The organism is Streptomyces sp. SID13031 (assembly GCF_010548305.1).
Classification (GTDB): domain Bacteria; phylum Actinomycetota; class Actinomycetes; order Propionibacteriales; family Kribbellaceae; genus Kribbella.
In genome coordinates, this window is record NZ_JAAGLV010000002.1 from 73,690 (window position 1) to 86,956 (window position 13,267).

Annotated in this window: 12 protein-coding genes; 5 read left to right on the forward strand and 7 right to left on the reverse strand. The window is 68.7% G+C overall.

All coding sequences use genetic code 11. The features are described from left to right. Positions 1–185: 185 nt before the first annotated feature. Positions 186–722, forward strand: coding sequence for an MOSC domain-containing protein (locus tag G3I17_RS04460; protein ID WP_164594368.1), 537 nt, complete (start codon positions 186–188; stop codon positions 720–722). On the opposite strand, the gene G3I17_RS04465 is transcribed toward G3I17_RS04460, so the two are convergent. Beyond that, the gene (locus G3I17_RS04465) at positions 719–1,240 is read right to left on the reverse strand and encodes a cupin domain-containing protein (protein ID WP_164594370.1); all 522 of its coding nucleotides are present in this window, start codon (positions 1,238–1,240) and stop codon (positions 719–721) included. The two genes, G3I17_RS04460 and G3I17_RS04465, sit on opposite strands and share 4 nt — an antisense overlap. 110 nt (positions 1,241–1,350) lie before the next feature. On the opposite strand from G3I17_RS04465, the gene G3I17_RS04470 reads away from it, so the two are divergent. Further along, the gene (locus tag G3I17_RS04470; RefSeq protein WP_164594372.1) at positions 1,351–1,734 is read left to right on the forward strand and encodes a helix-turn-helix domain-containing protein; all 384 of its coding nucleotides are present in this window, start codon (positions 1,351–1,353) and stop codon (positions 1,732–1,734) included. A 104-nt stretch (positions 1,735–1,838) separates the two neighbouring features. On the opposite strand, the gene G3I17_RS04475 is transcribed toward G3I17_RS04470, so the two are convergent. The 6 genes from G3I17_RS04475 to G3I17_RS04500 form a co-directional block, all read right to left on the reverse strand. After that, complete coding sequence (locus G3I17_RS04475; protein WP_164594374.1) at positions 1,839–3,566, reverse strand: HNH endonuclease signature motif containing protein; 1,728 nt, start codon at positions 3,564–3,566, stop codon at positions 1,839–1,841. Positions 3,567–3,677: 111 nt separating this feature from the next. Next, positions 3,678–4,970, reverse strand: a complete 1,293-nt coding sequence (locus G3I17_RS04480) for a DUF58 domain-containing protein (protein ID WP_164594376.1) — start codon at positions 4,968–4,970, stop codon at positions 3,678–3,680. Next, positions 4,970–5,944 (reverse strand): MoxR family ATPase, encoded by a 975-nt coding sequence (locus G3I17_RS04485; RefSeq protein ID WP_164594378.1) that lies wholly within the window; start codon positions 5,942–5,944, stop codon positions 4,970–4,972. Before G3I17_RS04485 ends, G3I17_RS04480 begins: the two co-directional genes overlap by 1 nt. Then, positions 5,941–7,089, reverse strand: coding sequence for a DUF4350 domain-containing protein (locus G3I17_RS04490; protein ID WP_164594380.1), 1,149 nt, complete (start codon positions 7,087–7,089; stop codon positions 5,941–5,943). The genes G3I17_RS04485 and G3I17_RS04490 overlap by 4 nt, the downstream gene beginning before the upstream one ends. After that, positions 7,086–7,736 carry a DUF4129 domain-containing protein gene (locus tag G3I17_RS04495; protein WP_203589746.1) on the reverse strand — a complete coding sequence of 217 codons (651 nt, stop codon included), beginning with the start codon at positions 7,734–7,736 and terminating at the stop codon, positions 7,086–7,088. The genes G3I17_RS04490 and G3I17_RS04495 overlap by 4 nt, the downstream gene beginning before the upstream one ends. Next, positions 7,733–8,776 carry a hypothetical protein gene (locus G3I17_RS04500; RefSeq protein WP_164594382.1) on the reverse strand — a complete coding sequence of 348 codons (1,044 nt, stop codon included), beginning with the start codon at positions 8,774–8,776 and terminating at the stop codon, positions 7,733–7,735. The genes G3I17_RS04495 and G3I17_RS04500 overlap by 4 nt, the downstream gene beginning before the upstream one ends. Positions 8,777–9,064: 288 nt before the next feature. On the opposite strand from G3I17_RS04500, the gene mtrA reads away from it, so the two are divergent. The 3 genes from mtrA (at position 9,065) to G3I17_RS04515 (ending at position 13,241) form a co-directional block, all read left to right on the forward strand. Continuing rightward, positions 9,065–9,742 carry an MtrAB system response regulator MtrA gene (gene mtrA, locus G3I17_RS04505; RefSeq protein WP_026163715.1) on the forward strand — a complete coding sequence of 226 codons (678 nt, stop codon included), beginning with the start codon at positions 9,065–9,067 and terminating at the stop codon, positions 9,740–9,742. Between the two features lie 119 nt (positions 9,743–9,861). Then, positions 9,862–11,475, forward strand: coding sequence for an MtrAB system histidine kinase MtrB (mtrB, locus tag G3I17_RS04510; protein ID WP_203589747.1), 1,614 nt, complete (start codon positions 9,862–9,864; stop codon positions 11,473–11,475). Then, complete coding sequence (locus tag G3I17_RS04515; protein WP_164594384.1) at positions 11,472–13,241, forward strand: LpqB family beta-propeller domain-containing protein; 1,770 nt, start codon at positions 11,472–11,474, stop codon at positions 13,239–13,241. Before mtrB ends, G3I17_RS04515 begins: the two co-directional genes overlap by 4 nt. Positions 13,242–13,267: the final 26 nt, after the last annotated feature.

Consider the following 13,267-nt stretch of genomic DNA (forward strand, 5'->3'; position numbering starts at 1 on the left):
CTCCTGCGACGCACGCTCGCGCGGGTGGTGCAGCGCGCACGTGCGCGCTGCTCCTGCGTCGCGTCTGTGACTCCGTGTGCCTCCGCCCGTGCTTCGCTGCAGGTGGAATTGCGCCGGGCCAGCTGGCCTGGTGCTGGGCCCTGCTGTCCAGCCCGGAAAGCTGGCCGGTCACTTAGGCTGAGCTGGTGAGAGTCGACTCAGTCCACTGCGACGACAAGCACCGGTTCAGCAAGCCCGCGGTTGATGAGATCCGGCTGATCGAAGGTGTCGGCGTGGACGGCGACGCGCACGCGGGAGTGACCGTGCAGCATCTTCATCTGGTGCGTAAAGATCGCACTGCGCCGAACCTCCGGCAGGTCCACCTGATCCCGCGGGAGGTGCTCGACGAGCTGGCGGTCAAGGGCTACGACGTGGCACCGGGTGAGCTGGGCGAGAACGTCACCACCGTCGGGCTGGAACTCTTCGCGCTCCCGACCGGAACGAAGCTCCAGCTCGGTGAGACCGCGACAGTGACGGTCACCGGGCTGAGGGACCCCTGCAGTCAGATCAACGGGCTGCGGAAGGGCCTGCTCAGGCAGGTGATGGGGAAGGCCGAGGACGGGACGATCGTTCGCCGGGTCGGGATCATGAGTGTTGTCAACGTAGGCGGCTTGGTGCGGCCCGGGGACAAGCTGACCGTCGTACTTCCGCCCGAACCTCACGAACCGCTCGGGCTGGTCTAGGACGGGTCCGGGAGCGCGATGGTGCTGGCCAATTCGTTCATTCGGGCGAAGCGGGCCAGTTGGTCGTCGTCGATCGGGGGGACCTCGTGGCCGGGGACGGCGGGGAGGGCATGGTCGGCGATCACCGTTTCGGTGCCGCCCGGGGTGAACATGAAGATCATCTTGGCGGCGTGGTTCGCGATGTTGTGGAAGCGGTGCCGGACGCCGCGAGGGATGTGGATGAAGTCGCCGGCCTTGGCGATGAAGAGGTGGTCGCCGTCGAGGAACTCGAGCTCGCCGGACAGCAGGTAGAAGGTCTCCTCCTCATCCGGATGCGCATGCGGCGGCGGACCGCCACCGGCCGGAACGGTCGCCTCGATGAAGCCGAACGCACCATTGGTCTGAGCAGCCTTCGCCTTGATCGTGTAGACGTCACCTGCGGCCCAGACGGTGGGGCCCTCACCGGACGGCACATACAGGGCCCCGCGCTTGAACCACTCCGGGTCGTCGTGAGGCAGGTCGGACCACGGGAAACTCATCAGGAAGGGCTCACAATCGGTACCGGGGAAGGAACACGGTCAGCCTGACGTTGCTGATGAACGCCGGCAAGAAGGCAGTTTCACCGCACCAGGTATTAAGGAAGGAACCCATGGGATCCGATGACGAGCGAATCGGCTCGTGTGAGCTGGTGCGGTCTACGCTGACGCTGATCGGCGAGAAGTGGTCGATGCAGGTGCTGTTCGAGCTGCGCAACGGCCCGGTCCGCTTCAACGAACTCCGCCGCATCCTCACCCCGGTCACCCAGCGCATGCTGAGCTCCAGCCTCCGGGGCCTCGAACACGACGGCCTGGTCACCAGGACGGTCCACGCGACGGTCCCACCCCAGGTCGAGTACGCCCTGACCGAACCCGGCCGCGCCCTCAACGCAGCCCTCCAGCACGTGGCCCATTGGGCCGAAACCCACGGAGAAGCCGTCGTCGCCGCTCGCGCCAACCACCTGGCCGTCACCAGCCGGGCACCCGCCACCTCGTAGCAGCCGGGCACCGCTGCCTTGTAGGAGACGGCCAACCGGATGGTCGTCTGCCGGCACCGATCGACGACGGCCTCGCACTCGGGGAGGTCGTTGGGGATGTGCGATTACTCCGTGAGTCGGTGGGTGCCCAGGTGGTCGACGCGGAAGGTGAAGCCGTTCGGGGTGGTCCATTGCAGTGCTCCTTCGCCGGACCGCTGGACCTTCCAGCGCCCGTGGGTTTTGACGCGGTGGTGGAACCGCGTTGCCGGTGTGAGGTTGCTGGTGCTCGTCTGGCCTGGTGGTCCGTGAGGGTCGTAGGGCTTGATGTGGTCCAGGTCGCTGCGGGCCGTGGTTTCTGCTGTGCTGTAAGGGAATCTCTCCACCGGCTGGGTGAGTCCGACGCGCTCGCGGATCCGGGTGGGGATCTCGTAGGCGTTGACGTCGACGTGCTGGTTGAGGTCGATGACGGGCTTGAGGATGACCCGGTCGTGGCCGAGCAACTCCTTGAGCTGGGCAGCGAGCATCGATCCGTGGTTCTCGACCCTGACGACGCCCTCACCGCTGAGCAGTGCCTGGTCGGTGAGATGGACGTAAAGGACGACGCGGTCGGCCCGGCTGATGCCGGTGGCGGCAACTGCGGCTGCCTTCTTGATCGCGGCCAGCTTGCCGGCCAACTGATGGCGTGAGAACGGGTCGATGGCTGCCTTCGTTGCCGCGGCGGGGCAGGCGGCAGGGTGCGTTGGCTGATCGCCGAGGTGCGGATCGACGACGTCGCGATCTGCTTCGTCGTCGAGACCGGAATCGTCCAGGTCAGGCTCACGGAGCTCAGGCTCGTCGGAGCCAGACCCATGAGTGCCAGATTCGGGAGAGTCGGGCTCGCGGTGGTCGGGCTCGCGGCGGCCAGGCTCGCGGTGGTCAGGCGTGTGGGGATCAGGCTCGCGGTGGTGACGGGCGTGGGAGTCAGCCTCGGCATCATCGAGAAGGTGTCTGGGAGCGGCTAGGTCCGGTGCCGCGGCAGTGGGCTCTCTGGGGGAGTCCTGGCCGTCCTTCGTGGGGGCTGAGTTATCGGGCTGGGCGGCCAGGTAGCGGGCTGCGGCCACGAGTTCGTAGGCAGCTAGTGGATCGGCGATCCAGCCGATTGCCTTCGCGCGACGAGCCTGGAGAGTGTCGGGGTCGCCGAGCATCTGCAGGGCCCACGCGAGGTCGTTGATGGTCGCGTCGAAGCGGATCACTTCACCGGCCGCGGCTTTGACCCAGATCGTCTTGGTGCCGTGATCGTCGGACTGCTGAACCCAGACGCCACGCTCCCGGGCGCGCTCTTCGGCGGCCTGCCGGGCGGCCTCAGGATCGGCTTCCTTGATCACCGCCTCGACGATCTTTTGCAGGCTGTAGGCCGACAGGGTGTCGATGACGGCGACGACCCGTTCGTCTACCAGCGCCGCAGCCTCGCGGGACAGCTTGAGGCAGGCCCGGGCTACAGCGCGGGCCCGCCAGACGATGGCTTGACCGTTGACCGTCTTGGCCCAGATCCGGGGCAGGCGGTGGCGAAGCGCGAGTGCTTCGCCGATGTAGGCAGCGGCAGCACCGCTGGACAGCTTCAGCAGCACACCGAACTCGGCCGGAGCGAACTCGGCGATCGCCGGGCAACCATCACCGCCGTACACGACGAGACGTTCACCTCCCCGCTTCTGCGAGGCTCGCCGGAAGGCCGGTGGCAGGCTGGCGTGGAGGTCGGCGAAGTGCAACGTCGCCTGGAGTTTGCCGAGCGCCGCCCGGTTCTCCTCCACGTCGAACTCGACGGCGGCGTCAAGCGTCGCCGCAGCGTCGAAATCTCCCCATCCATCATCGAACATGCATTCGACTTTAGCTCAAGAGTCTGTCGAGCGAAAATCGACGATGCCTCGATTCCCCTTATCCACAAGGGATCAACCTCACATCGGCGGTGGATCGAAAAGCGGATATACCTAGAGTCGGCCGGCCTTCTTCAGGGCTAGGTAGGTGTCGGCCAGGGCTGGGGCGATGTGGTCGGGGTCGGCGTCTACGACGGTGGCGCCGGCTCGGGTCAGGACGGCGGTTACTCGTTCGCGGTCCAGGCGGGTGCGGGCGGCTGAGGCGGCGCCGTAGATCTCGATCATGTCGGAGAGGGTCGATTCCATCTCCGTCAGGCGGGGGTCGGCGACGGAGGCCAGTACTACGACGTGGCGGCGCAGGAGCGGGCCGATGACCGGGAGGAGGGACTCCTCGATCACGGCTGGGTCCAGCCCGGTCAGGAGGACTACTAGGGAGCGCTGGCCCAGGCGCTCCAATACCTGCGACACGACCACCCGAAAGTCCGTCTGGACGAGTTGGGCGTCCACGTTGGCCAGCGCGTTGACGAAGGATGGCAGCACGTCCTGCGGGGCCGGGCGGCGGACGTCTGCGCGGACCTCGGAATCGCAGGCCAGCAGGGAGACCCGGTCACCGGCACGAGTCGCCAGGGCGGCCAGCAGTAGTGCTGCGTCCATCGCGTGGTCCAGCCGTGGCGCGTCCCCGACCCGGCCGGCCGACATCCGGCCCGAGTCGATCACGATGGCCACCTGCCGGTCGCGCTCGGGCCGCCAGGTACGCAGTACGACGGTGTTGCGGCGGGCCGTGGCTCGCCAGTCGATGCTGCGGACGTCGTCGCCAGGCACGTAGTCGCGCAGTGAGTCGAACTCGGTGCCCTGACCTCTCACCATCAAGGCGGTGCGGCCATCGAGCTCACGCAGTCGTGCAAGCCGCGACGGCAGGTGCTTGCGGCTGTTGAACGGCGGCAGCGCCCGCACCGTCCAAGGGACCTTGTGTGCGCCCTGCCGGCCAGCGAACCCGAGCGGCCCGATCGACCGGACAGTCACGCGATCAGCATGCCGATCCCCGCGCCTGGTGGGCACCAGACGCGTCGTCAGCCGCCGCCGCTCGCCGTTGGGCAGGTCGAGCTTGTGCGGCGGGTCCTGTACTCCGGCCGAAGGCGGCCAAGCGTCACGCAGCAGCCCCTTGACCCGGCGCCCCGGGTTGGCCACCAGCAGGGTCACGACAGCCTGCTGACCCAGCCGTACTGCGTTGTCGCCCTCCCGACTGAGCTGCAGCCGCCGAGGCGATCCAGCGAGCAGCAGGTCGACCAGGCACACCAGTAGGACCACAGCCACCACCAGGCCAACCCCGGCCCACCGCGGCATCACCACGGCGACGAAGAGGACCCCTGCGGCGGCTAGTACGCCGGCCCGGCCAGTGAGGACCATCAGCGTGGCACTGGCACCGTGGCCAGCACACTCTCCAGTACTGCGTCCGCCGTAACACCTTCCAGCTCGGCCTCGGGCCGGATCTGCACCCGGTGCCGCAGACAAGGACGGGCCATCGCCTTCACATCGTCAGGGATCACGTAGTCGCGCCCGGACAACCAGGCCCACGCCCGAGATACCGCAAGCAGCGCAGTAGCTCCACGAGGCGACACCCCGAGCTGCAGCGACGGCGACTGCCGAGTGGCCCGACACAGGTCGACCACATAGGCCAGTACGTCCTCCCGTACCGCGACCCGTCGCACCGCCGCCTGCCCGGCCAGCAAGTCCTCCGGCCCGGCCACTGGACGCAACCCGGCCGCAGCAAGGTCGCGCGGGTCGAACCCCTGCGCGTGCCGAGCCAGTACCGCGATCTCCGCGTCGCGCGGCGGCATGTCCAACGTGACCTTGAGCAGGAAGCGGTCCAGCTGCGCCTCGGGCAACGGGTAGGTGCCCTCGTACTCGATCGGGTTCTGGGTGGCGGCGACGACGAAGGGAACCGGCAGCATGCGCGGCTCACCGTCGACGGTGACCTGCCGCTCCTCCATCGCCTCCAGCAGCGCGGCCTGCGTCTTCGGCGGCGTCCGGTTGATCTCGTCCGCGAGCAGGATGTTGGTGAACACCGGCCCCTTGCGGAACTCGAACTCACTCGTCTTCGCGTCGTACACGAGCGACCCGGTGACGTCACCGGGCATCAGGTCGGGGGTGAACTGGATCCGCTTGGTCTCCAGCCGCATCGCCATCGACAGCGCCCGCACCATCAGCGTCTTCGCCGTGCCAGGGACGCCCTCCAGCAGGACATGGCCGCGGCAGAGCAGCGCGAGGACCAGGGCGGTCACCGCCGTCTCCTGGCCGACCACGGCCTTGCCGATCTCGTTCCGCAGCTCGACCAGAGCCTGCCTGGCCCGTTCAGGGGTGACCTCGATAGCGGTCGTCACGGGTGTCGTACCTCCAGCGTCAGCACGTCTAGCTGATGGGATAAATACATGAGGGCGGAGTCGTCGAGCGGTGGTTGACCATAGAGCAGTTCGTAGAGCATTACCGGATCCCTGCCCGTGCGGGCGGCGATCGCGGCCACTACGGCGGTCGGCTCGGCCCGGCGGGGGATGCCGTGCGCCTTGTGGAGCTTGCCGAGGGCAGACTCTCGCAGGGCGGCCGCAGCACGGTCGCGGGCTCTGGAACGACGGTAGAGCCTCGCCCTGCCTTCAGTGGTCTCCGCCGCGTGCACGATGACCGGCAGTGGCTCCGGTACGACCGGGCCGAGCCGGCGGCCGCGCCAGATCGCCACGACGAAGGCGGCGAAGGCCAGTGCCCAGGCGATGTAGCGGACGTCCGGCGGGACCAGTGGTGGCCCGTCGGAGGTGTCGTCCTCATCGTCGAAGCCCGTCGTGTCGTACTGCGGCAGGTACCAGAGCAGGTCCGGGTGCGTGCCGATCAGGTTCAGTGCGAGCGCCGCGTTGCCGTCATCGGCCAGTTCGGCGTTGGTGAAGGTCCGTGGCGAGCCGACGACGTCCACGATCTTGCCGCCCGACTCGAGCCGGATGAGCGTGTGGTTGATGCCGTCGCCGTAGCAGGTGATGGCCGAGTCGGGCGCAGAGTACGAGACGCCGCTGACGGTCGCAGTACCGGCTTTGACGGCTGCCGGCAGGTCGCAGTCAGGGGAGCGGCTGTCCTCGGGCAGTGTCGCGCTCGCATCCAGTACGCCGGGGGCAACCACCTCGAGCGTTCTCGTGCTCGGCCGGATGAGCACTATGTGCCCCCAACCGGCTTTGGCGATGTCCAGCAAGTCGGAACGGTTCAGGGAGCCACCGGGAGCGATCAGCAGCGTCTGGCTGGAGTCGCCGTCGAGGGCGTCCTGGACGTCCTCGGTACCACGTACGTTGACCCCGTGGTCCCCCAGCAGGGTCGCAAGTGCTTTGGCGCCGGCCGGTTCCGCAGAGTCCGGGCTGAACGGCCCTGACGTCCGGGCGGCTCCCGCGATGAGTAGTACGAGCACGCCGAGCACGATTACCCCTGTGAGCAGCATGGGGAGACGCAGGGCCCGCCAGGCCTCGGTGCCGCTCCGGCCGACCGCCGTACTCATTCCTGCACCATCTGTCGCGTCGACACGTGCCTGGCAGCCTCATCGGCGGCAACCACTCGGGCATAGCGCTCTGCTGTCCCAGGACGGTTGCCGTAGACAACCTCCGTGAACATGAGCGCCGCCGGCTGCAGCGGCTCACGCAGAGCCGGTACCACGCGTCCCGCATCCGCCACTGCCTCGTACGCCGTCCGCCCGGGCCGCTCGTCGAGCACAGTGCGCTCGGTGAGCTCTGCAACGCAGGCACGGAAGCGGCTCCGTACTGCGGCCGTGTAGTCACCACTCGCCGCCTCGGCCTCAGCCTGGGAGCGGTACTGCGACGCGTTGCGCGGCCGATCGCTGTCGAAGACCGCCTGGTCCTTGCCGCTGCCGCGCGTGGTTCGCAGGACGCCGGCCCGCCAGAGGACGATGACCACGACGAGCAGGATCAGCCCGACGAGCATCGTCAAGCCCGTCTTGCCGTCGGGGGACTGGCCGGTCAGGTTGCTCAGCAGGTCGCCGATCCACTCCAGGATCTTGTCGATCACCCGGGAGACGACGTTGTCGCCGGCCTGGCCGTAGGCGGGCTTGGCCAGCTCCTTGGCGGCCTCCCGCGCGGCGTCTTCGCGACTGATGTCGACCGGCGGCTCGAGGAACACCAGCGCCCTCACAGAGTCTGCCCGGTCGGCCGCGGGGGTGACTGCGGTGCCTGGAGTGCGGGACGCAGCCAGAGGTCGAGTCCTTCGCGCCGGACCCGCAGGTCCAGGTAGATGAGCGCCTGGACGGCCGACATGAAGGCGAGGCTGGCGATCAGGGTCAGGATGGTCGCGAGCCCGGCGGCGACGCCCACGACCACCGCGACGACCGTTGCCGAGCTGTCGTCGCTCCCGTCGGCCCAGGCGCCGAGAGTGGCGACCAGGGTGCCGATCCCGAACTGCAGCGCGTAGCTGACGATGTTCACCACCAGTCCGCCGAACAGCAGGATGCCGAGCACTCGCCAGAACTTGCCGCGGACCAGTCGCCAGGACCGCCGAAGCGAGCCCCAGACGCCAACCCTGGCAGGGATGTAGAGCCCGATGTCCGGAGCGTGCTTGCCCTCCATCAGGACCACGGTGCCCGCCAGGACGAGCCGGATCCCGAAGATCAGCACCAGCACGCCGCCGGCCAGGACCAGCAGCACTGCGACCAGCCCGGCCGCCTCGGACGAGATCAGCGCGTCGGCGCCGGCGCCGAGGCCGAAGACGCCCAGACCCCAGCCGGCGATCACCACGACGAAGCAGAACGACTGGACGACACCTACAGCCGCCAGTGCGGGCAGCGACCGGCGTACCAGCTTCAGCAGCTCGCGCGGGCCGACCCGGTTGGCGAGCTGACTGCGCACTGCGGCCAGGGCGATGATGCCCGAGAGCATGCTCGACACCACGGCGAACAGGACCAGCTCCACCCCGTACATGACCAGCATGGAGATACCGGCCTGCTCGAACGGGGAGTCGGCGTTGAAGAAGCCACTGAGCCCACCTGGCACGGTGAGCTGGGTCAGACCGGCCTGTACTGCGGCCAGCGCGATCCCGGCAAGCACAGGGAGGCCCAACATGATCGCCTTGTTGTCGGAGATGGTCCGGGCGGCGTTGTCCAGCAGATCGGCCGGCAGCCACGGCCGCAACGGTTCGGAGTACTCCGAACTCTCGTAGACCCCGACGTCGTCGCGCATCCCGCCCCTCCCTCCCTGGTGGGCCGCTACCGGCCCCTGGTGGGTTGTCCCCGACCCCTGCAGTGCACCATGATCACAGCCCGGGCGGGCCATACCTGACCGGGGCGGTGGGGTGGGGTCAGGAATGACACCGCATTACTGGCGTCCCGCTCGGCGATCCGGCGTGTGTGCTGCCCCGGGAATGGGACACTATCCGTAGTGCGTACGATCGGCGCCCGCTGGGCGCAGCCAGATCCGGACCGGCCGTGACAGTACAAGGAGCAAGGCGTGGCAGAAGGTAACCGGACGATGCGGGGCCGAGTCCTCATCGTCGATGACGACACGGCGTTGTCCGAGATGCTCAGCATCGTGCTGCGCAACGAGGGCTACGACACCTATCTGGTCGCCACCGGCGACAAGGCGGTGCCTGCTTTCCGTGAGTTCAAGCCCGACCTGCTGCTACTCGACCTGATGCTGCCCGGGATGGACGGGATCGACGTCTGCCGCGCGATCCGGGCCGAGTCCGGCGTGCCGATCGTGATGCTGACCGCCAAGAGCGACACCGTGGACGTCGTCCTGGGTCTGGAGTCCGGCGCCGACGACTACGTCGTGAAGCCGTTCAAGCCCAAGGAACTGGTGGCCCGGATCAGGGCCCGGCTGCGCCGGATGGACGAGCCCGGGCCGGAGTCGCTGACCATCGGCGACCTGACCATCGACGTGGCCGGCCACTCGGTCAAGCGCAGCGGCGAGACGATCCAGCTCACCCCGCTGGAGTTCGACCTGCTGGTCTGCCTGGCCTCCAAGCCCTGGCAGGTGTTCACCCGTGAGGTGCTGCTCGAGCAGGTCTGGGGCTACCGGCACGCGGCCGACACCCGGCTGGTCAACGTGCACGTCCAGCGGCTGCGGTCCAAGATCGAGAAGGACCCGGAGCACCCGGAGATCGTCGTGACGGTTCGTGGCGTCGGTTACAAGGCCGGTGCGGACTGATCGAGTACGGACGCGACGACCAGTCGCAGGCGGACAAGCCGGCAGCCGAGCCGGAGCCCCGCGGAACCGAGATCGAGCTCAGCGCCGCAGGGTCCGACTGGCATGCCCAGCCGCAGCCGTTGTGGCGGACCCATCCGCGCTACTGGCCGGACGTCTGGCGGCGCTCCATCCAGGCCCGGATCGTCACCGGCACGCTGCTGATGTCGACGATCGTGCTGATCCTGGTCGGCTGGGTGATGATGAGCCAGGTCACCGACGGCATCCTGGAGTCCCGCCGCGAGAGCGCTCAGCAGGAGGCCGTCGCGCAGCTCGCGTCGCTGTCCGGCTCGCTCAACGCGCTCGACCCCGGCGCGATCCAGCAGAAGCTGTCGCAGCTGGTCGCGGGCTCCAACCGCCCCGGCCTGTACGAGGTCGTGCTGATCCCGAGTGACAAGGCCGACTCCAACGCGATCCGGAGCACCGGCCAGGTGATGAGCGAATCGATCCCGCCCGAGTTGCGCGCGTCCGTCAGCCAGGACCAGACCAAGCTGTTCGACACCTACATGGAGATCGACTACAACGGCCGGCCGAGTGAGCCGGGCCTGGCGATCGGCTCCCAGCTCCGGGTGCTCAACTCGAGCGCCCAGCGCTACGAGGTGTACTTCCTGTTCCCGCTGACGGCGCAGAAGGAGACGCTGGACGTCGTCCAGCGAGCGCTGCTCACCGCGGGGCTGCTGCTGGTCGTCCTGCTCGGCGCCGTTGCCTGGCTGGTCACCCGCCAGGTTGTCACCCCGGTCCGGATGGCCCGGCGGATCGCCGAGCGGCTCGCGGCCGGCCGGCTCGAGGAGCGGATGCAGGTCCGTGGTACCGACGACCTGGCCCGGCTGGCGGTCTCGTTCAACAAGATGGCCAGCAACCTGCAGCAACAGATCCGCCGGCTGGAGGAGTTGTCCAGGTTGCAGCGGCGCTTCGTCTCCGACGTCTCGCACGAGCTGCGGACCCCGCTCACCACGGTCCGGATGGCGGCCGACCTGCTGCACGAGTACCGCGAAGACTTCGACCCGATGGCCCGGCGCTCGGTCGAGCTGCTGCAGGGCGAGCTCAACCGGTTCGAGGGACTGCTTGCCGACCTGCTCGAGATCAGCCGGTTCGACGCCGGCGCCGCCGCGCTCGACCTGGAGGACGTCGACCTGCGCGACATCGTCTCCCGGGTCCTGGAGAACCACGAGACGCTGCTCGAGCGCAAGGGCTGTGAGGTCCGGCTGGAGATGCCCGAGCCGTGCCGTGCGCAGGTCGACTCGCGCCGGATCGAGCGGATCCTGCGCAACCTGATCGGCAACGCGATCGAGCACAGTGAGGGCCGGCCGATCCTGATCAGTACGGCGTACGACGACGAGGCCGCGGCAATGGCCGTCCGCGACCACGGCGTGGGATTCCGCACCGAAGAGGCCGACATGGTGTTCAGCCGGTTCTGGCGGGCCGACCCGGCCCGGGCCAGGACCACTGGCGGGACCGGGCTGGGCCTGTCTATCGCGCTCGAGGACGCCCGACTGCACGGTGGCCGGCTGGACGCCTGGGGATCGCCCGGCGACGGCGCGTACTTCCGGCTGACGGTGCCACGCCGGCCGGACATCACGCTGACCGGCTCGCCACTGCCCGCCCGGCCCGCGGACGCGGTGCGACTGGTGACCGAGCTGTCGCTGGTCGACGTCGGCGCGCCCTACCAGAAGCTCACCGGTGGTGAAGAGTCGTGAGATCCAGACTGCTGGCCGCTGCGGTGGCGACCGCGTTGCTCGTGGCCGGCTGCACGACCGTACCGACCAAGGGACCGATCCGGAACAGCAGCCAGGACGGGCCGGCGTCCAACAGCGGCGGCACCGGGGTCGAGGCGCAGCCACCCCGCCCCGGCGCGGAGCCGTTCCAGCTGGTGAACGGTTTCCTGGAGGCGATGTCGGACTCGACCGGTGTCGACGTGGCCCGGGAGTACCTGACTCCGGCGGCCGGCGCCGCCTGGAAACCCGAGAGCACCCTGGTTTACGACCAGAACCCCGGCTCGGGAGTGGTCAACTCGGCCGACGGCAAGGTGCACCTGTCCGCACCGCTGATCGCGACCATCGACGCCCGCGGTTCGTGGACCCCGGCCGCGCCGGGCACCCCGCTCAACTGGGTCTTCGACCTGACGAAGGTGTCCAACGAGTGGCGGGTGGCCAACCCGCCGCCCGGCCTCGTCTTCCTGGGCAGCAACCAACTGCCGTCCAAGCTGACCGCTCGCGCGCTGTACTTCTTCAACCCGGCCAAGCATCTACTGGTTGCGGACCCGGTGCTGCTGCCGTTCAACCTGTCCGCGGGGCAGGAGGCCACCCAGCTCATCCAGGAACTGCTGAAGGGCCCGACCAACCGGTTCGGCAACAGCGTCGTGTCCGCCGCACCACCTGGGACGACGGTGGACGTGTCCGTGCCGGTCGAGTCAGGCGTCGCGACGGTGGCCCTCAGCGACCCGGCCGCGTCACTGACCGACATAACCGACCGCGAGCAACTGGCCGCCCAGATCGCCTGGACGCTGCGCCCGATCACCAGGATCCGGATCACGATCGAAGGCGCCCCCCTGCTGCCCGAGCAGCTGGAGGTCTCGTACACCGACTTCGGCGATTACGACCCGTCCGTGCCGGGCGGCCGGCTGAAGGACCTCTACGGTCTGCGGGACGGCAAGGTCCAGCGGATCGAGGGCCAGGACGACGGCCAGACCATCGAGGCCAAACCGCTCGAGGACAGCCAGCTCTACGGGTACAACGCGAAGTCGTTCGCGGTGAACCTGCGCGCTGACGCCGGCGCGATCGTCACCACCACCAAGGGCGGCGGCAAGCCGGTCGTCGTCCTGGCCCGGCTGAGCGCGCCGAAGAACGAGGAACGCGAATCGCTGATCCCGACCGAGGGTGCGGTGCTGCGTCCCACCTTCGACGGTGAGGACAACCTCTGGATCCTGGACCGGGCGGACACCGCCAAGCCCAGGCTGCGGGTGCGCTCGCCGGACGGCAAGCTGTCCACAGTGCTGACCAAGTTCGGCGACTACGGCCGGCCGGTCGAGCTGCGGATGGCGCCGGACGGTGTCCGGGCGTTGCTGCTGATGCAGTCGAAGGGTGTCAACAGTGTGCTGACGGCGACCGTGGGGAGCAACGACGGCAAGCAGCTGGAGCTCGGCCGGTTCAAGCCGCTGCAGTTGCAGCTCGCGGACATCACGGACGCGTCCTGGAACAACGCGGGCATCCTGGTGGCGGGCAAGTCCCCCAAGGGGAGTCCGCCGCGGCCGTTCCAGGTCAATGTGGACGGCTCGCAGCTGAACGTGATCGCGGGCGCGAGCAGCCAGTTCGACGCCGTCCACGTGGCCTCGAACCCGAACCTCGACACCCTGCCCGCCGTCCAGGACGCCAGCGGGAAGCTGCACTGGCAGGGCAAGGACCTCAACTGGGTCGCCCTGGCCGATGGGCCCGAAGGCCGCATTCTGCCGGTCTATCCGGGCTGACCCCGGTTTTCCACAGGCCGGCGCTT